This window comes from Thermosphaera sp. (assembly GCA_038827615.1).
GTDB lineage: Archaea > Thermoproteota > Thermoprotei_A > Sulfolobales > Desulfurococcaceae > Thermosphaera.
Genome location: JAWBNK010000001.1, coordinates 401,273 through 420,912, shown reverse-complemented (window position 1 = coordinate 420,912; position 19,640 = coordinate 401,273). Strand labels below are relative to the sequence as shown.

Below are 19,640 nucleotides of genomic sequence, written 5' to 3'. Positions count from 1 at the left end.
CTATCTCGCCCTAACACGTGGGTCAAGAACGATATATAAGATTTCCAAGATAAATCTGGCAATTACGTAAACTCCTACAGTTACTACGAACAATCCTATGACCGTCGGCGTGTCACCAGTGGTTAGCGCTGCATAGTACAGGGAGCCCATGCCTGGCCAATCGAATACTGATTCAGTTATAATGTATCCTCCCAAGGAATACGCTAGTGACAAGATCACCGATGTTAGCACAGGAGATATTGCTACTCTGAGTATGTATTTTCTGGCTATGTCACGCTCTGGGAGTCCCTTAGCCTTTGCCACTACTACATAATCCTCTCTGACGATCCTTAATACCATGGCTCTCACGCTGTATAACCATCCGCCCAAGCCTGCAACGACTATAGTTATTATCGGCAATGCAGCGTAGTATGCGATCTGCACAAAGTTATTCACAGGGTCATTCCAAAAAGTCATCATATATGTTGAAACTGGCCTCATATTGGTTGGGAATATTCTCAATTGATAACCAAGTATTAAAATTAATATCATGGCAAGCCACCATAAGGGTATCGCATTGAATATGGCAAAGTATGAGATTATGGCTCTATCAAGTAATCCGCCGTGCCTATAAGCGATTCTTGGTGCAAGGCTTAAGGCAATAGCTGCCATTATAATATCTGCCACCGTAATCATTACCACCGTTCTTGGAAGGACGGTCGCTATTAATTCGTTAACAGGCACCGGAGGGAGCCTGCTGGCAAGCTGGGCAACGCTTTCCTTAGTTGCCTTACCCAGGTTGAATGTTAATGCATTTTTCACGAGAATCCACATTCGAACATAAGGCGGTATAGGATTTCCTTCTTCATCGATCAAACCATACATTTTACTGTAATAAACCTCCAAGTCCTTTCTCAACTGTTCCAACTCAGTAGGGGATAGTTGCCGCCCTGCTCTAACCAGTGCTTGAATTTCTGCCTGTACAGACTCTCTCACTATTGATTCATATATCCTTTGCGTATACCCTGTAGCCTCCATCACAGCGGCTACAACAATTATGATCATTACGTATGAAAACAGTAGTATTAAACCACGTCTAGCAATAACGTAACCTGCTCCAGGCACAACCTTTCACCGGTTAATTATTTACCTTTAACCCTTATAAAGAAGGAAAATAAAAATTTTTCGTGGAAAAAAAGTGTGTTTAAAATTGTTATTTCTTCTTAATCAAGGGTATTATGGACACGATTAGAGTTACAACGACCAATCCTAGGGTCGCATATACTACCGTACTCAGTGAGTCGACAGTGTTCTTTAACGCCGCAACATCCTCTGGTAACGCAGGCTTGGGCAACGCATCGATCTTGTTGCTTAATCCTTGAATCCTAGCCTCTAACTGGCTAATTGCCCGCTGGAAGGCTTCTTGCTGGAGATTCAACACTTCAGCATAGGTTGCCACATCCAAGGGTATCTTAGCTATTTCAGGAGTCGCTACAACGTCTGAAGTCACAATCAACTGTAGAGTATACTTTGTACCGTATTGTAATTCAGCGGTCAACTCGGGTTCTAAAGTGATTCTGAAGTTGAAGTCGTCTATCTTGGCCGCATCTGCGAATGCTAATATTTGGCCAGATGGATCCCTCAACATATACTTGACATATAATGGTGGAATACCGGATACCTCGATGTTTACAATGGTACTTCTACCGGGTATTATCTTGTTAGGTATGTCTGATACTATTGAGACAGATCTAACTGCCGAAGGCGTTGGTGATCCGAAATACCAGTCTCCTGGCTTAAACGGATATGTTGGGTCTCTATATGCAGTCATCTCTCCCTCGTTGGCCACCGTGTCCATCTTCGTCAGCATGAATGGTCCGTTGCTGATCCATGCTAAGTTGTAAGTGTTAATCCAGTTCAGATCTGCTTGGATCCTCTGGTTCCACTCATCCATTGTTAATAATCCGTCAGCATATTTGTTGGCCTTGGCGAGGACGGCTGCATTGTTGCTGTAGGTTTGAAGAGTGTTCTTTACGAGAGTTACATGGTCCGGGTATACCAAGCTGAAGGTCTGGTATCCCGATCTTCTGTAGAGAACGAGGTTTGTCTCATTTCTCTTGTCTAACGCCAGCTCGAAAGTTGCAACGTGTATCTCCAATGGATTTATAGGAGTCACTGTTGCCCAGCTTGCAATGTAGTTTTCGTCGAAGTGCCAGTAATCAACATACACCGTCATTCTCTTATTAACAGCGTCGAACTCCCATCCCTTGACGGTGTCGAGCCACGGCTGAGTGTTGGAGACTATGCGTGACTCTAAAGTCTTATAGTACGGATCATACACTAAGTCATATATCATTGCTATGTATCCAATTATATCAGCCATCTTGATCTGGATGCCGTTGTGCCATTTCGCGTCGAGGTATTTGCTCAAGTCGAAGACTACTTTACTGACTGCCGTGGTTCCCTCAGGTACGTTTACCCAGGAGTCCGTATTGGCGTCAAATATTTTCGCGGTAGTTGGAACTGTCATATTACCCTCCGGTCCTGCAGTTATTACTACGTAGTTAGACCTAAACGGTATTGGCAAACCATTGAACGGGTGGTTCCATACAGAAGGATCATACGTGACTCTCTCCCAGTCTACACTGTATACATCAGTAAATCCTCCCCAAATGTTCCACTCACTGGTGGACGTCCATACCCATAGGTGTCCAACTCTCAACGTCTTGTCAGCCCTTCCCTCGACGTAGGCTTCACGCAGGTTCCATATACCTCTCAATCCAGCTCCAAGATCTCTGGTCAATCCTTTAACATAGTCCCATGCGACCCATGTATCAAGTCGTGTAACAACCCAGACTCTTATTGACTCTTCAATGCAGAGTCGAGTACCATTTCTATATAGCTCATCTCTCTCTGCCTTGCTCTTGTATTGAGATTGGTAGATCTTCAATGTAATATCGTCTATCTCGGGGTGCTCATAGTTCCAGAATGTCGGTTCCTGCCACCCCGGCATATAACCTACCCAAGGGGCACAGAATTGAGCTATCGTTCCAGCATCGTATTTGTCAATGCCGCTCTTACCCCAGCCCTCAGTGTACATGTGCCACTGGAACTCGGCCGGGTCGGTTCCATACAACGTTGCAATTGCGTCGGCAAATCTCATGGGTATTCTTTGAACGTCAAAACCTAGTAATTCGAGATCGGTTGCAATCATGTTACCTATGTCGTATCTCTCGTCTTCAATACGAATGATGAATTTCAACGAAATTGGTTGATCATCATAGAGCCATTTGCCTCCAGACTTGGCAGCACCAACGCGCTGAAGAACTTGAGTAATTAATTGATCAGCATACGATGGGTCGTATCTGAACTCGTTCATAGCGATAATATCAGCAATAATTGAGTAGTCAGGGTCAAACTGGCTTAGGAACGTGTACATGGGTACTGCATAACCCTTCAAGATAGTGAATGCCGCAGTCTCTCTATCAACCAGGTAGTTCATGGCGAATCTGACTTCTTTGAATGCAAATGGGTTAACGCCCACTCCTGGCTTAGCACCTAAGTACACGAAAGTGTGTGTTCCATTGGTCTTCAACCCAACTACAGCATCTTTGGGTACACCTATTCTCGCCGCCGCCGCGATAGCATCCAGGGTCCCAGGAAGAACCTCTACTGCGACAGGAGCAGGGTTCAAGATAATATCAATCAATCCCGATGGAGCTTGATAGAAGACGACTCCCTCAATACCCTTCAACGCCTCAGCTTGCGCTGGTCTTAAACTGTAGATGTATAAATCGATATCCTTGTTTCTAATAGCATCAGGTACTTGGTCGATTGGAACTCTTTTCATTATAACCTTGTCGCTTGCCGGACCTTTCACAACTTCCGCCTGAGCTGGTGTAGGAATATATAACATTGATATTACTAGTATTGGGATTATTAAGGCTAATATTAACTTCCTCATAGGTTACACCAACCGATATATTGTTATTGGTGATTAATATTTAAATCTTTTTAGTTCTTTTAACGGAGCCCCGTCCTCCACTTTTACAAGTGCGAAGCAGATGAATGACTTCAGCCAACAGTAGCGGGGTCAATACCAATAATAAATTATCTCTTAATACAAAAAACAAGCGATTCTCACTATAATTAAAGCAAACAACCGCTCTAAGGTAGCAGAGCCTCGCATTCATATCGGTTCTCAAGTAGTAGCCCTCTAAAAGCAGTCTAATTTCTTCTCGAGGAGAAACTTGAGCACTCTTAACTATGGTGTGATTATCAGACTTCGCTGTAATTATTAACAGCCCTGTTAAATCTCCATTATTTTGAACGCTGATGCTTGGGTCCTTTTGCAAAAGGTAGAGTTCGGCGTACGCGTCGAGATAACCTGGAGATTGAAATCTCAGCTCCCAATAACCCTCTCTTGTGTGATAAGCGTATGTCGTTATGGCTGGATGATATCCCGGAATCCCTAAATCCAACATAACATCGATATTAGGGGAAAACGAGAAATTGGCTACTGAAGCTTCATATACAAGGTTGAGATCGTAGAAGAATTGCCCATAAATTAATGGAATAGTAGCTATGGTTGCGTTGAGCAGTCCTCTGATAATCAGTTTAATGCTGAGGCTGTCATTAGGTGGTGATGTAAAAACCGTGATGTTCACAATTTTGAATCTTATGATATAATCCGAAGGAGATATGCTTATCGTGATAGAATAATCACCAACTTGAATGGGAGGAATATTATACAATAAGATAATAACTATCATGATAGCCCCGAAGGATAGGGTGAGGTTTTTCTTCGACCTCACCAAGCATTGCTTAAAAGATTTAGTCTTTTTCATGTCTGAGTCTCCCTGGTTAATTTATTGTTTACCAATTAGGAAATGAAGTCCGAGAATAAAAATAATAGTTGCATGGCCTGCCTACGGACGTCCCTCCAGACTCGCCCCGAGACGCCCCTCGCCACCCTGCCCTTGGGCACCCGGTTTTGCCGGACCTTTCAGCTGATCCAACTAGACCGGGTGTCTGGTGAGCAGGGTGTAGGCATTTAGCCCACTTATATATGTTAATCTTCGACTTAATAAGTTTGATATGCGAAATTTTTATGCGATTTCTCAATGCACAGGGTCCTCAAGATATTGCCTTTAAATGTCGTCAATTTGGGACCACTTTTCGTAATTGCCTCTGCTGAAATCCCCTGAATGTTGAAACCTTCCACCTATTAAATACTGATTGTAGAGGGTCGGTTAGGTATAATAGCTGTTTAAAAATCTCGGGTTTGTTAAATTAAACTGAGCCGGGGAAGGATATGCGAATATGCGGCTGGGTTTTAAGAAAAAAGGATATCGGCAAGATAATCATACTAGAAGTCACAAGCTCCAATACAAAACCCCATGTGTTGGTTTTAAAAGAAGAAAGAGAGCCGGAACTCTACTCTATTGCAAAAACGCTAGAAGTGGGCGCGGCAATGTGCTTTGAGGGAGAGGTTGCTCCAGAGCAGAGAAGTAAAAGAGGCACCGAATATATTGCTTCGAAACTAACCGTGTATTCAAAACCCGTAGCTCCCCTTCCTGTAGATACATCCGGAAAAGTACCTTCGCTCCTAGACACTCGGATCAAGTATCGGTGGCTCCTCCTCAGGAATCCGCTGGAGAAAGCAATCTTCAACATAAGGGAGTCCGTGCTTCACGCTGCGCGGGAATATTTGAGGTCGAATGAATTCCACGAAATTCAAACACCTAAGATAGTTGCAGCAGGGGCGGAAGGAGGGGCCACTTTGTTTAAGGTCGAATACTTCGAGTATCAGGCATATCTGAGTCAAAGCCCTCAGCTGTACAAGCAAATATTGATGAATGCTTATCCCCGAGTATACGAGATCACTCCTTATTTTAGAGCTGAAAAGTTCAACACTCCACGACATTTAAACGAGTCATGGGGTATAGACGTTGAGCAGGGATTTATCCACGGAGTAGAAGACGTGATGGAAACGCTTGAAAACCTCGTATCGTACATAGTAAATTATGTTGTAAAGAATAATCAACAAGACCTGGATACCCTGGGAGTCAATCTAGATAGGATAACTCCTCCATTTAAAAAATTAAAATTCAAAGAAGTAGTCGACATCCTCGTCAGCGAGGGGATAGAGGTTTCGGAGGCCGAAGACCTCCCAGACCACGCCGAAAAAAAGTTGGGCGAGATAATGTCGGAAAAAGGATATCCCCTTTACTTCATAGTAGGTTTTCCTTGGAGTGCGACAGGGTTTTACTACATGAGGGAGGAGGATGGGGTTTACACTAGAAAGTTTGACCTCGATTATGAGGGGTTGGAGATAGCTAGCGGCGGTCAGAGAGAACATCGATACGACAAGCTCATTGAAGCACTGACTCTTAAGGGGTTAAAACCGGAGGACTTTGAATTCTACCTAGAAGCGTTCAAATATGGTATTCCTCCACATGGCGGATTCGGCCTAGGAGTTGAACGTTTGCTGATGAAAATGCTCAAACTGGATAATGTGAGAGAGGCGATCCTGTTCGTGAGGGATCGCACGAGGCTTCTCCCTTAACAACCTTTATATTTGTCACTACAAATATGCAATATTTGGTGATATGTTGAGCGATTCAAAGGCTCTTTCAAGGCTCAAGAAAAAGCTGACGATCGAGAACCTGTGGCTCTACATTATAAAGATTTTAATAGATGAGAAAAAGCCGCTGAAAGCATACGATGTAAAAGTTAGGCTTAGAGAGAGGTTTGGAATCAACCCTCCAGCGGTAACAGTTTACACGGTAGTATATCGAATGCATAGAGAGGGCTTGCTTGCTAAGAGAAGTGTGAAAGACGAGACTTTCTACGAGCCAACGAGCAAGGGTATAGATTCCTTCAGCCAAGGAGTGGTTTTTCTCGAGGAGATAGTTTCAAAGCTTAAAATTTGAGGTGACATCATGATCAAAGTCGCAATAATTGGTCAGGGACTTGTTGCGACACACTTCGCCGTTGGGTTAGAAAAACTCAAGAGCAATGAGATTCCGGATCACGGGGTGCCACTTAGGAACTGGCTTCCATACAAATACTCTGAGATCGATATTGTTGCATCCTACGATGTTGACGAGTCGAAAATAGGGAGGTCAATATACGAGATAGCCTTGAGGGATTACCCGAGCAATAATATCCCGGGAAGTCTTAGAGACGTAATGATAAGGAGAGGAATTCACTTAAACAGTCTCAAGGGCTTGCCGATAAAGGCAAGGGGTAGGGAGGAAGATAAGGAGCTACTAGAGGCGATACGCGACTTAGTCGAAGAGTGGAAGTCGTTGAAGATAGATGTTTTCATAAATGTCATGACAACAGAGCCTGTTGAACCAATTGGGAGAGTAGAAAGCCTTGAAAAAAGGGTTAGGGAAGGAGACCTCACAGCTTCCCAGGCATACGCGTACGCGGTCGGTCTGTACTCAAAAGAAGTGAAGCCGGCGGTTTTCATCAATGCTATTCCCTCCCCGATCGCAAACGACCCAGCATTCATAAGCTTTTATCGAGAGAACAAAGGAGTAGTTTTCGGAGACGATGGTTCAACAGGGGCAACTCCCATAACTGCCGACCTCTTGGAGCACTTATATGAGAGAAACAGGCGCGTTCTCGATATCGCCCAGTTCAATATTGGGGGAAACACGGACTTCCTAGCATTGAATCTACCGGAGAGAAACGTAATGAAAAAGAAGACGAAAAGTAGTATCGTGGAGGATATTCTTGGATATGAAACACCAAACTATATCCGACCAACGGGTTATCTCGAGCCATTAGGCGATAAGAAGTTCGTAGCAATGATAATTGAATACTTAAGCTTTGGGGAATTCAAAGATGAATTATACATTATCATGAGGATAAACGATTCTCCAGCTCTCGCGGGACTGTTAGTGGACTTGGTCAGGTTGGGAAAAATCTCTCTTGATAGGGAGTTGTATGGAACGGTTTACGAGGTGAATGCTTTCTACATGAAGAGACCGGGTCCCCCCGGTGCGAAAGCGGTTTCAAAGTACCATGCCTACATGAAACTGCTTGAATGGGCCGGAGTCAAAGACCCTAGGATGTGATTTTTAACTATCTTATTCCTAAAATCAAAACCAGGAACATTGTACTCTAGTGGTGGTCGTTTTGAAGATAATCATGATAGGAGCCCCGGGAGCTGGAAAAGGGACATATGCCCAGTATCTACGAGACAAGTACTGTATTCCTCACATCAGCACCGGAGATATTTTTAGAGAAGAAATTCGCAAGGGCACCGACCTCGGACTGATCGCTAAACAATACATGGATCGTGGAGAACTGGTGCCGGATGAGATCGTGATCGAGATAGTGAAGAATAGACTTCGCGAGAAGGATGTTGAGAAAGGGTTCATCCTTGATGGTTTCCCCAGAACTTTAAACCAGGCCATAGCGCTTGAAAAAGTCATCCCGGTTGATGCCGTTATTCACGTCATGGTCTCCGAGGAAGTTGCTGTGCGAAGATTGTCCGGCAGGGTTATATGTCCAGTGTGCGGAAGAGTTTACAACATATATTTCGAGCCGAAGCCGAAAAACAACGGGCTGTGCGATGTAGATGGTTCAAAACTGGTTAGGAGGCCTGATGATGAGCCCGAGGTCGTTAGAAATCGCTACAGGGTGTTTTATCAAACATTCACGCCGATACTAGATTATTACAAGGAGAGAAGGAAGCTTATCGAGATAAACGGTGAGGGCGGCATATCGTTCGTCGTTCCATTGCTTGAGAAAGTTCTGCGGGAAAACGGAGTCCTAAAGTTAAAGCCATGCAGAGAAGATTTACAGTATGCGTGATGAAGACTCCATCTTAAAAAAACAGTGTATTTCTAGTATCAAAACACTCTGCAATCTTATTGATCTTTTTCTAGCTAATCACATAGAATTTTTCCACAATGATTTCCTCAACAGCGAAGGAAGAAAACTTTTTGAGAAAATAATGAAAAACATCATAGATTCTACCCCATCTCTAAGAAGAACTATTAAAAAAATCAGAAGATCTGGACGAGAAGAAGCAGTTTTAAAATTCCTTGAAGATATTAGACAGCAATATTGTTTTCCCCAAGGTTAGAGTTTCTATTTCTTCCCCTCAGTACAGGGATGCATTCATTACACTTTATGGGAGCTTCACTTCTCTGAGCACACCTCGGCTCAGGATTCTTTAACGCTATTTTCTCTCCATGCGGAATTCTACCATAATCGATGTTTACTTCAACAACGTCGCTCGTCTCAGAGGTTAGATAGGACACTAAGAATGCGATGTCGTCTTTACTCCTACCGTAAGTTATTAGTAATGCTTCTTCGCCATTCAACATTATAGCAGATATCACTCTATTGCACTTCAAGGCTTTCTCTATAACCTTGCTTACGTCCTTGTTCTTAATCCTTACTACTCCTGCTACATCGCCTACTAGTAGTGGTGATACAGCAAGCTTAAAATCTATTAAACCGTTCCTCTGGAGCTTTCTAAGCCTTTCCCTCAAGGAGATATAGTTCAAGCCAAGAAGATTTGAGATTCTCAATATGCTTACTCTCGGATTTTTCATTAGTATTTTAGTCAGTTGTAATTCAACATCATCCAATATGATTATCACCATCTAATTGAATTGAAAGGTAAGAGACTCTTATATTCATATAAAAAGAACATACTTTTTCATCCGAGACATCTCTTCAAATAATCAAAGTGTGGCTCCGGGATCCGCCACCCCAGCGTGCCCAGCAACTCTTTCACATGCTCGATTCTTTCAGCTTTAGGTATAGCGATTACATTTGGCTGAAGGATTAAATAATTCAAAGCAACTTGAATCGGCGTTCTCCCGATCTTCTCGCTCACTGTCTTGATACATGGATTATCTTTAACGGATCCCCTCTCGATCGGGGTGTAAGCTTGAATAGCGAGCTTGTGCTCTTGAGCAAAAGGTAGCAACTCTTCTTCAACCTCCCTTCTATTCAGCACGCTATAGTGGACTTGAGCCGCCACTATGGAAGTCCTTCTGGTTGCATATATAGCCTCCCTTAACTGTGCAAGATTGAAATTGCTCACGCCTATATACCTAGACAATCCTTTTTCAACTAGAACTTCGAAATTCTGAACTTGAGTAGTTATTGTTAATCTCTCATTAGGCCAATGAATCAGAAATAGATCAGCGTAGCTCACTCCCAATCTCCTCAGACTATCTTGTGCTGCACGAATAATTTTCTCCTTGTCATCCAGCCTGTTTGGAAGCATCTTAGTTGTAATAAAGACGCCTTCTCTTCCGACATTCTTTAGTAACTCTCCGACAAACTCCTCGGCTCTACCCATATCATACATTTCGGCTGTATCCAAATTATCGATACCGTTGGTCAATCCGTAAATGTATGCTTCAAAAGCTTTCGAATAGTTTTTTATCCCATAGGTGCCCAGTCCGATAGGAGATACGGTATCTGAACCTATAAATTTTCGACCACTCAGGTTTGCCATGAGGTGTAACCATAATAAATTATGTTATGAAACACTATAAAACTCTTTACAAAACGAATTCGTTCATAAGCCGCCGGCGGGATTTGAACCCGCGACCACCGGCTTTCTCGACGGGCCTAACACAAAAGCTTACAAGGCCGGCGCTCCACCGGGCTGAGCTACGGCGGCTCAATATTTCTTTAGAAATGCTTTGGAGATTTTTAACCTTACCCTCCGGAGACTGGTGGCATGATCACTACTTCATCACCATCCTTGAGATGCACCTCTAAGCTGGCTGGGGGATTATGATTTACTAAAAGAATTAATTCGGAAACCCCATTCAATATATCCTCCATGTATTTCGAAAGACCCGGACGCACTTTTTTAATCAGCTCCAACAATTCTCTGAGACTCCCATCATTCAAGACCAATTCTTCGCCTGCTGTCCCTGCCTTTTCCGCCAGCCAGAGAAGGTATTTTACTCTTATCCTCCGCATCTCGATAGACCTTACCGTGGCTTTGATTTTTCCCGGGAAAGTGCCTCTTCCATTAATTTACTCCACTCATCATCCGTCAGATTTCGATATTGCGGATGCAGAACCCCCCTGAAATCTTTATTCTTCATGAAGAAGTATACCGCATAGCTACACACGGGAATGATCGTTAGGCCCCTGTCCTTCGCCAGATTAACCGCATATTCGACCAGACGCCTTGCGATCCCCTGACCCCGATATTCGGGCGGAGTGTACGTCTCAACTAGAATCATCGAGCCGTTCTCAATCTGGTATCTTAAAAAAGCTTTCTCCTCACTACCTTTTATCTTGGCGAATACTACCGTGGATGTATGTCCCATTTCAACTTCCATGGGTGCCACCTTCTTTTAGACTTATTAACATTTTTCCGTTATAATTCTAAATGTTTATGAGTGATCGCGATGAGAATCGGACTAGTCCTAGCACTCATCTGCTTAATAGTTTTCCACGTTGCTCATATAACTGCTCAGGAAGATGTGGAGTCAAAAAACGAGATTCTCTTGCTGAGTTTCAAAGGATACACTAGTATTACGGGATATGGGAAAGGCGCGGAGGAGGTGGTCGGGGAGGAAAATATCGAATCCGTTGCTGTCACGTATGAATACGAAGTTTTTGTTAATCTCTCGATCAATTTTCCAAGTCTTAATCGGGTCGCGTGCTCTTCGATTTTAAACGTTAGCTCCATCTCAATTACTATTCAACCAGAAAACCAATCATTTCAACCCCCTTCAACACCATTCCTTATGGAGACCGATTGTTCCAGCGAGCCATATGTGCTTCTGCTTAGAAACGGGACCTTCGATATAGCTAAGTATCCCTCAACATATAACCTTCAAGGTTTCACTAGGATGGATGTAGACACCGCTCATTACGTATTTCAAATGAAAATAATAATGTTCAACGAAAGCCGTGATCAGATTTGGAATCTTTACATTGAGCCTTTGACCAGGGTGCCGGTTCTAGTAAGTTTCGAAGAACAGATACAAGTCGATGGAGGCGATTCACTTGTTCTTCACTCGGTAGTCTACCTTGAGAATCCTAGAGGAGTGTTTAGAAGAATACTTTCACGCGATGTCTACGATTTCCTGGTTGATGACATTGGTGTAAGCGGAAGTTTGGTCATCATACACCCGTTTACAGGCGATTCAGAAATACTAAATGTCGCCATAGAAGGAAACAACACGTTGCTTGTGAAGTTTAGTAAACCAAAAACATGCTTCGCAGTAATCAATACTCCTGAAGAAGTAAACATCGAATCCCTAAACATCGAGATGAATACTTATCTAAGTATTGGGTCAACCATTTACTACTCCAAGGCTCCTTCTATGTGTTCTGACCTTATATTCACGTTCAACAAGAACCTTTCAAAGGTTTTTAAACCGGGTTTCCCGGAAAAGGGAGTTAACCCAAGATACGTTCCCCCTTCAATTGATTATATTGCTACAACGCTGGTATTCAACGGGGTTGCATCATACCTTGCCTATGTAGCGGTGGACAAGTTATTCAGAGTCGGGTGGAGATCGCGGTCTCTCAATCTCATGCGCCTTCTTCGAAGATTTTTCCAGAAGCTTAGCATTATGGGTGTAAACAGATAACGGGTGTTTGCCACCCTCACAATAGCCTGAAATAGGACACATCCCAACAGATTTCATTTTATCGCAATTATAGGGTTTATATTTGCGTTTACTTCCTCTCATCCCGGCTAAATGCTCAACTTGGTACCTTGCTATCTTCTCGTTGAAATCGGCCGTGCTCCTCAATAACGCTATCACGTCATCGGGGGAATATCCTATATTTAGCAAGAATGTCGCAAGATTGAATCTCTCCTCATGACTAGGGTTTCCGCCCGACTTAACAGTATTCATGATTTTCTTAATACACGGGGGAAACGCGTCTTCGATTACCACTGTAATCTCCTCAGTTGAAGCTTGCCTGGGAATAATGCTTTTTCTCCACCATTTAGCGGTTTCAAAAATGTTTTGCAATTCTTCGATCAATCTTTTGATCTCGCGTAATTTGTCATCGGAAAGTGTTGGTAGGCTCTTATAAGTGGTGAGTATGTGGATATAACATCCCTCTTCAACAAGCCTCACTAGCCTCCTACGGTCTATTAACACCAATCCTTCGTGAACGATTTGACTAGCTAGGTTATATGATGAATCCTGTTCCAGCCTCCCTACTACGAGCTTAACGAAGTCTAACAATGGTAATCCATACGAATAATGATCCAATTCTAATTGTTTCCTTCCAGATCTATCCTCTTTTACGCGAGGTATTAGCTGAATCTGCAAGGGTTTCTGAACGCGGATTCCAATCCTCCGTGCAACCTCCACTAAAGTGTCGTCCTCCTCTGTTCTAAGAAACGTGCCAGCTCTTTTAGAATACGCCACGGCAACTCTGTTCATCAATTGGGTACTATCGATCACCCTGGAAATTAAGCCAAGAGAATAAAACACAATTACTTCAGAATAAAAGTCCTGATATACGTCATCACTCGGTAGTGACATATTCTCGATTATGGATTTGAAATATGTAAGGATTTTTTCATAAAACGGACTCTCGGGAGATCCGATTAAACCAGGTAGGACTGTGTATGGAGAATTTAAAACGTCCTCTAAACCAACCAGGAAAGGGTATTTCCAGTAGAGAGAGCCACCATTCAATTTCATCCTCCTCAGCATGATCGAGTCCAATCACGAGGCTCTTCCGATGGCGTAATCATCATTGCACCCTTCTAACCTATGAGGCGGGTTCAGCGCTTTGGCCCCACATCATTATTCAGGAACCCTCCCTCATGGGAGGTCCCCACGCATCAACCCCGCCGAATTCATGATATATCTCTACGAGATTATAACAGTAACTTTAAACGAGTTCGAAGACAATCTTTTCATAGCCTCGTATTTGAGAGCCTTTCCTAACCCCAAATCTCAGAACTCTTCCCCCTCCTTCAACCAAATAGGGAAACCCTAAGTCGGCTTCAATAACCCTTGCTCGAACCGGGAAAAGCCATACTACTTCATAATCGTACTCTGCTACCTCTTTATCATAGTAGTTTTCATAAGTGTTGAATCCTCTCACTAATTTCCCTTTAAAAGATATTAAGAACGTAACGTAGGGTCGAGTAGAAGAACCCCTGAAACCGATACTTACATTCAAAACCACTGGGGGAGATTCCACCCCGTTAACCATCACCTTCTCTAAGTCTAAGTAGAATTGCATATTCCGAGTGAGCAATTCTATCTCTTCTTCAAGTCTCTCATCGTTCTCAACTATGGAAGCATAATATTGACTGGGATCATAGTACTCGTAAAGAATTATTTCATTGAATATGCCGTCTTCTTGCACAATGAAAAAACCGTTAGCATAGACTGGAACGGGTTCACTCATTTCTTTTCTCCCTGGAAGCTATTTTACGATATGTTTCAAAGCCCTTATCCGTCAGCTTGAGGTAATTGTATTTACCGGCCCTCACAACATCGACTAGGCCTTCGTCTTCAAGCCTTTTTATTCTCCTACTAATGCTCGATTTCGGCCTACCCGTGATATTGACCAGCTCTGATTGCTGAAGACCTTTTTCACCAGCCCTGCCCAGGGCTAGGATTATATCTCTCACTACCTCGTCGCTCAATATGTCTCGAGCGGACACTGTTTCGAGTCTAATACTGTAGTTTCTCCGCCATAGAACGAATACCACCCCTGCCGACCCGCCTACCAACAAAGTGGCTATGAGAAGCAGAATGGGGAAGAATCCCTCGTGCTGCTGAATTGGCATGGTTGTGGTGTTTTCTTCGAGCTTAACTTTGAGTAAGACAAAGTAGGCCCCGGGTCTCTCGATCTGGAGAAGAGTGAAGGGGCTGGAAAAGAATACATTGCCCCCGTAAGACCCGCCGGACAGGTTTTCGACAATAACGTCGTAATTCCCATAGAAATACATGCTCAGGCTGGTTGCCCCGGCGTTGGAGAAATTATTCAAGTCTAGGAAAAATCCGTACACCCCAGGCGCGTATTCCTCTAACATGTTTTCAACGAGAATCCACGCCGAAAAACTTGAAATATTTGACGCCATGATCTCCAAGATTCTTGTTGATTCATTATATTCATATATGACGTATCCTTCAAGAGGAGTGTACGAGAGGTTTATCACGCTGAACGTCGCTTCCTCCCCTAGAAAGTATAATGGTATTTCAAATAGAGTTGGGGCCGCCGCATCCCGAATTTCGAGCTTTAACTCCATGATGCCGCTGTTTAGCGTAACATCATAAATTAAGGTAAGAGAAATCCCATAGCTTACTTCTCCGTGAGTTATAATACAATTTCCGAAAACGGAAACGAGCACCACGGTAAAGATGATAGTTTTCAAAAACAATCGCATAAAACACAACCAAAAATGATATATGAAATGATGGGATTTTTAAAAAACTAATATCCCATTTTCACTCTCACAAGTTCATTTTCAAACATTTCCCTAATGTTTAAGCTAAGCTGTAGCTGGAACTGATACAGACTCATATAGAGTAGTTGAAGCCCAGTGGTATTAGTCTCATTAGATATTCTCTCGACTAGCTGGTAGCAGTATTGATATAACTGTGTAATATTGGTAATGTTGTTGGCGTTCCTCCAAGCCCTCATTACAATTGGGTGTCTAAGCTCTAGTTTAATAGCAAAGTCTGTTAGGATTCTCGCCACTGCATCGACCTGTGCCTTCCTATACCTCATCCTTAACTGAATAGCCTCCTCTCTCAAATACTGGGCAAGTTCCCTGAAGTTCCTTATCTCTCCTGCCTCTATCTTGGCTCTAACCCTCTCCCTGATTTCAGCCGGCAGTCTCTGAGTAGCGATGTCGAGCTGTAGTCTAAGACTCCTTGGGGCTATTAGCCTTGGAGTAATGTCTTCGTCATCAGCTGTGGCGAGCCTTACTTTCTGAGCAAAAACACCCTTGACTAGCACTGCGTAGGCCCTCACGTATGCTCTATAGCCGGCAACAGCGTGTCTGAATGCCTCGGTGATGTCTGTTTCAATTAATTCCTGCGCCTTATTGGTCAGGTTGTCCCCTCTCTCGATGTGGAAGCTTACTAGAGCCGGCAACGTTAGGTTCCAGTTCTCCACTTCTTCGATCTCCGCTAGTAGCAGCTGTTTTAACTCACCGGCTACACCAAGCACTGCTTCAACGGTTGCTACAGTAATATTACCATTCTCATCCAGCGTAGGCGGTATCACCTTGGCAAGCACCGGGTTTGCGAAGGCCGGGGCGTGACTATAGTGAATAGCCGCGACGATGGCGAACACTGTTGCTCTTTCAGTATTGTTCTGGCTTAGCTCTAAAGCCTTGGCTAGGAAGACGTCTCCTCTGATCAAACTGACATTGGCCGCTTGAATCCCTTTGCTCATCTCCCATTGAAGGAGTTCGTAAGTCAGGTTTCTAATAGTGTAGGCGAGGTCTAAGGCTTCGCTAAAGCTGATTCCCATCTTGTACAGCCCGTAATACTCCCCGCCGACGACAACGTCCCCAACATATTTTTCATCCCCGCTCGATATCTCCTCTGCAAGCGATACTGCTGGTGATATGATTGATGCTAATACGATTACTAATGCGAACACGGATATTGATTGAACCCGTTTCATGCATCTTCACCAACCCTTGTTATATCGTTTGTTTTAAATAAGGGCTAATTGATAATTTCAATCGAAGATCGTTCCGCCCCGTTGAAACGATCATCTCGGTGGAGTGGGTTGTGGATTTACGATGAACTTTATAGCTGTCCAACACCAGTTTTAATGGGAAAAACCAGCGTTGCGAACAATCCCGGCTTCATCGTTCTCCCCCTCGCAAACTACAGAGTTAACTTCCTAAGGAGGGGAGAAAGCTGGATTGCTTTCCATAATATCCCTTTAGAAATGAAACCATCTGAAATCTTTAGGGTCTGCTCCATGATAGTAAGAGGTGGAATCAGTGACGCCGATCCGCTCGATAAAGTGCTTGCTTACTCTATAATTTACGGAGGGCTAAGTTTGTTTTTAAAGTATGACAATCAGATTCTCTTGCTGAATATGGAGCCCGTGAACACTGATGTCTTCCACTTCTACATCAGGTCATCTAGAAATACAGAGTTGAAGGACGCAGGATTAGAGTATTGGAGCGCTTTCATGCTCTCAATCAGAGAAGGGCTTACCCAGCTTATGCATGAATCATGTAAGGCTATTGGTCGACTAGAAGGAAATTCTTGCGTTATCTCAACATCGAGGGGAGAACTCTTCGTTTCAACCGAGAATATCATGGATGAAACTCTTTTAAAAGTTGTCCCGGAGAACACTCCGTTAAGACACGTAGTTAAAATTTAACCAATACCCCTCCTCACCGTTTTTGAATGCTCACGTATTTTACATTATTTAACCATAATAGTAAATATGGTGGTGTAATGATTACGACCCTAGAGATGAAGATCCTTGAAACAAATTCTGCGGCTCTAGGAGTTTCGACAACTTTGTTGATGGAAGCCGCTGGAAGCAGAGTGGCTGACTTCGTTGATTCAAAGTTAAAAGGAAGGATAGGTTCCTCCATAGTAGTGATGGTTGGTAAAGGAGGCAACGGCGGGGACGGGCTGGTAGCGGCACGATATTTATCATCGAAAGGTTACCCGGTTGAGGTTCTTCTGGCATTCCCCCCATCAGAGATCGAGCATCCAGACACCCTGCTCAACTTCAAAATTATTAAGAAAATCGAAAGCGTGAAGATTCGGGGTTTCGAGGAGTTGAAAGTCCTAGAAGATGGGGACGTCATCATAGATGCGATTTTAGGTACTGGAGTTAAAGGTGTTTTACGCGATCCTGTAAAAACTATTATCGAAAAAGCTAACAATGCCAATGCGTCTCTAAAAGTAGCCGTGGACACTCCATCCGGTCTCGATCCTGACACAGGCGAAGTCCACGGAGTTGCTTTCAAGGCAAACTTCACTATCACCTTCCACGACTTAAAGCCGGGCCTGACCCGGAATCCGAATTATACGGGAGAAGTAATCATCGCAGACATCGGAATTCCTAGAGAGGCAAAAGAGTACGTTGGGCCTGGTGATGTTTTATATAGAATCCCCAAGCGTCCCAGAGAAGCACATAAGGGTTCGTCAGGCAGGGTGGTAATAATCGCCGGAAGCTCAAAATATGTAGGTGCAGCTTACTTGACGGCTCGAGCCTCTCTAGAAGCCGGTGTAGATCTGTCATTCTTGATCGTTCCAAGGGAGATAAGGAACATTGTAGCGAGTTTCTCGCCGGATATAATAACCTTATCGTACGATGGCGAATTCCTCACCCCATCTTCTCTTCCCACCATTGTGAAATACGTTGAAGAGTTGAAACCACACAGCATAGCTATTGGACCAGGGCTTGGGAGCAGGGATGAAACTCTAGAGGCTTTGCAAGCCCTGATTCCGAAACTCATAGAATTAAAGATCCCGCTGGTTGTTGACGCTGATGCTCTGAAAGTGATTAAGCTCGGCATTACGGATTTCAACGGAAACGCTGTTTTAACACCCCACAGAGGAGAGTTTAGAGCTCTTTCCGGGATACCGGTTGGCGATGATGTTATATCTGATTCCAAGGCAGTCAAGGATGTAGCCGAGAAACTCAACGCTATCGTATTGCTTAAAGCACCAGTAGACATTATAAGTGATGGGAAAACCGTACGCTTCAATAAAACCGGTAACCCATACATGGCTGTGGGAGGCACTGGGGACGTGTTAACGGGGCTTGTAGCCGGACTAATACCTCAGGTGAAAAATCTCTTCCACTCTGCTTGCATAGGTGCTTACTTGAATGGTTTGGCAGGTGACTACCTTCTTAGAAACAATAAGAGCGTCACTGCCTCAAATATCCTAAAGACTATCCCGTTAGTGAAGAATAAATCACTCGAGATTCATAAACAAGTATATGGTTAAAAAGCGTTAAAACATTGTTATAATTGAGGATGGGATATTGAACAAAGAAGATAAAGGGAAGAAAAAAGAGGTCTTTGTGCCTGGGATCATCCTCGATGATGAAGGAGAGGAAATATATTACGAACTTACAGGTTCTAAATGTTCGAGATGCCCTCTTAAAGGCATCTGCGGGTAGTTGAGTTGAGCAGGGAAGTCAAACAAGGAGAAAAAGTGCTCTTTCAATGCCAGAGAAGCGGGGTTTGCTGTAACAGTGGACCGAATGTGACATTAACATCCTACGATATTTGTAGGATAGCTAAGTACCTGAATGTCGAATGGCGGCAGTTGGTTGGTAAATACATAAATGCTCTCGTAGCCGATCATATCCCAATACCATTTTTGAGAGGCGATAGGAATAAATGCGCGTTTTTAGTTAAAACCAATAGACTTCCCTCATGCAGTATCTATCCGGCCAGGCCAATGAGATGTAGGCTTTTCCCCTTCATCCCTTACGGCCCCAATATACTGGATAAAGTATACCTTTCAAGCATTTGTCCAGGAGTGGGGAAGGGAGAACCTGTTAATCCTCCATGGGATGATTTAAGAAAATACTCTGAAGAAGTTTCAAAACATTATAACATGTTATTTAATCTCATATTCGAAAAGGGCTATGAACCCATAAGGGCGCTCGAGGAAGTCGTGGATACTGTCTGTAAAGAGTCTCAATTATAGAATACGTGGAAG

General features: G+C 43.5%; 20 protein-coding genes and 1 tRNA gene. 9 read left to right on the top strand and 12 right to left on the bottom strand.

What is annotated here, in order from left to right; translation table 11 throughout:
- The 3 genes from QXH45_02475 to QXH45_02465 form a co-directional block, all read right to left on the bottom strand.
- Complete coding sequence (locus QXH45_02475; protein MEM2078105.1) at positions 1-1,104, bottom strand: ABC transporter permease; 1,104 nt, start codon at positions 1,102-1,104, stop codon at positions 1-3.
- Positions 1,105-1,192: 88 nt separating this feature from the next.
- A complete protein-coding gene (locus QXH45_02470) occupies positions 1,193-3,943 on the bottom strand; it encodes an ABC transporter substrate-binding protein (protein MEM2078104.1) in 2,751 nt (916 codons plus the stop codon).
- Positions 3,944-3,983: 40 nt separating this feature from the next.
- A complete protein-coding gene (locus tag QXH45_02465; protein ID MEM2078103.1) occupies positions 3,984-4,751 on the bottom strand; it encodes a hypothetical protein in 768 nt (255 codons plus the stop codon).
- A gap of 542 nt (positions 4,752-5,293) precedes the next feature.
- Here QXH45_02465 and aspS point away from each other — a divergent pair.
- The 4 genes from aspS to QXH45_02445 are packed head-to-tail and all read left to right on the top strand — an operon-like array spanning position 5,294 to position 8,811.
- Positions 5,294-6,547 carry an aspartate--tRNA(Asn) ligase gene (gene aspS / locus QXH45_02460; protein MEM2078102.1) on the top strand — a complete coding sequence of 418 codons (1,254 nt, stop codon included), beginning with the start codon at positions 5,294-5,296 and terminating at the stop codon, positions 6,545-6,547.
- A gap of 46 nt (positions 6,548-6,593) precedes the next feature.
- Positions 6,594-6,914 carry a PadR family transcriptional regulator gene (locus tag QXH45_02455; protein ID MEM2078101.1) on the top strand — a complete coding sequence of 107 codons (321 nt, stop codon included), beginning with the start codon at positions 6,594-6,596 and terminating at the stop codon, positions 6,912-6,914.
- Between the two features lie 9 nt (positions 6,915-6,923).
- Positions 6,924-8,069 carry a myo-inositol-1-phosphate synthase gene (locus QXH45_02450; protein ID MEM2078100.1) on the top strand — a complete coding sequence of 382 codons (1,146 nt, stop codon included), beginning with the start codon at positions 6,924-6,926 and terminating at the stop codon, positions 8,067-8,069.
- 52 nt (positions 8,070-8,121) lie between these two features.
- Positions 8,122-8,811 (top strand): adenylate kinase, encoded by a 690-nt coding sequence (locus QXH45_02445; protein MEM2078099.1) that lies wholly within the window; start codon positions 8,122-8,124, stop codon positions 8,809-8,811.
- 242 nt (positions 8,812-9,053) lie between these two features.
- Here QXH45_02445 and QXH45_02440 read toward each other — a convergent pair whose 3' ends face one another.
- From QXH45_02440 to QXH45_02420, 5 genes are all read right to left on the bottom strand, one after another.
- Entirely contained in the window at positions 9,054-9,611 is a 558-nt protein-coding gene (locus tag QXH45_02440) for an Lrp/AsnC family transcriptional regulator (GenBank protein ID MEM2078098.1), read from the bottom strand.
- A 56-nt stretch (positions 9,612-9,667) separates the two neighbouring features.
- Positions 9,668-10,477, bottom strand: coding sequence for an aldo/keto reductase (locus QXH45_02435; protein MEM2078097.1), 810 nt, complete (start codon positions 10,475-10,477; stop codon positions 9,668-9,670).
- Positions 10,478-10,545: 68 nt separating this feature from the next.
- Positions 10,546-10,645, bottom strand: a tRNA-Thr gene (locus tag QXH45_02430).
- A gap of 38 nt (positions 10,646-10,683) precedes the next feature.
- Positions 10,684-10,953 (bottom strand): MoaD family protein, encoded by a 270-nt coding sequence (locus QXH45_02425; protein MEM2078096.1) that lies wholly within the window; start codon positions 10,951-10,953, stop codon positions 10,684-10,686.
- Between the two features lie 11 nt (positions 10,954-10,964).
- Entirely contained in the window at positions 10,965-11,321 is a 357-nt protein-coding gene (locus QXH45_02420) for a GNAT family N-acetyltransferase (GenBank protein ID MEM2078095.1), read from the bottom strand.
- Positions 11,322-11,381: 60 nt separating this feature from the next.
- Here QXH45_02420 and QXH45_02415 point away from each other — a divergent pair, with 60 nt between their 5' ends.
- Positions 11,382-12,584, top strand: coding sequence for a hypothetical protein (locus QXH45_02415; protein MEM2078094.1), 1,203 nt, complete (start codon positions 11,382-11,384; stop codon positions 12,582-12,584).
- Here QXH45_02415 and QXH45_02410 read toward each other — a convergent pair.
- The 4 genes from QXH45_02410 to QXH45_02395 form a co-directional block, all read right to left on the bottom strand.
- Complete coding sequence (locus QXH45_02410; GenBank protein ID MEM2078093.1) at positions 12,489-13,652, bottom strand: hypothetical protein; 1,164 nt, start codon at positions 13,650-13,652, stop codon at positions 12,489-12,491. The two genes, QXH45_02415 and QXH45_02410, sit on opposite strands and share 96 nt — an antisense overlap.
- A 199-nt stretch (positions 13,653-13,851) precedes the next feature.
- Positions 13,852-14,376, bottom strand: a complete 525-nt coding sequence (locus tag QXH45_02405) for a hypothetical protein (GenBank protein MEM2078092.1) — start codon at positions 14,374-14,376, stop codon at positions 13,852-13,854.
- Complete coding sequence (locus QXH45_02400) at positions 14,369-15,328, bottom strand: MarR family transcriptional regulator (GenBank protein ID MEM2078091.1); 960 nt, start codon at positions 15,326-15,328, stop codon at positions 14,369-14,371. Before QXH45_02400 ends, QXH45_02405 begins: the two co-directional genes overlap by 8 nt.
- Before the next feature lie 80 nt (positions 15,329-15,408).
- Positions 15,409-16,611 (bottom strand): hypothetical protein, encoded by a 1,203-nt coding sequence (locus QXH45_02395; protein ID MEM2078090.1) that lies wholly within the window; start codon positions 16,609-16,611, stop codon positions 15,409-15,411.
- 48 nt (positions 16,612-16,659) lie between these two features.
- Here QXH45_02395 and QXH45_02390 point away from each other — a divergent pair, with 48 nt between their 5' ends.
- From QXH45_02390 to QXH45_02375, 4 genes are all read left to right on the top strand, one after another.
- The gene (locus QXH45_02390) at positions 16,660-17,328 is read left to right on the top strand and encodes a hypothetical protein (protein MEM2078089.1); all 669 of its coding nucleotides are present in this window, start codon (positions 16,660-16,662) and stop codon (positions 17,326-17,328) included.
- A gap of 77 nt (positions 17,329-17,405) precedes the next feature.
- A complete protein-coding gene (locus QXH45_02385) occupies positions 17,406-18,917 on the top strand; it encodes an NAD(P)H-hydrate dehydratase (protein ID MEM2078088.1) in 1,512 nt (503 codons plus the stop codon).
- A gap of 37 nt (positions 18,918-18,954) precedes the next feature.
- Positions 18,955-19,092, top strand: a complete 138-nt coding sequence (locus QXH45_02380) for a hypothetical protein (protein MEM2078087.1) — start codon at positions 18,955-18,957, stop codon at positions 19,090-19,092.
- 5 nt (positions 19,093-19,097) lie between these two features.
- Positions 19,098-19,628: a YkgJ family cysteine cluster protein gene (locus QXH45_02375; GenBank protein ID MEM2078086.1), complete on the top strand. Its 531-nt coding sequence runs from the start codon at positions 19,098-19,100 to the stop codon at positions 19,626-19,628.
- Positions 19,629-19,640 lie beyond the last annotated feature (12 nt).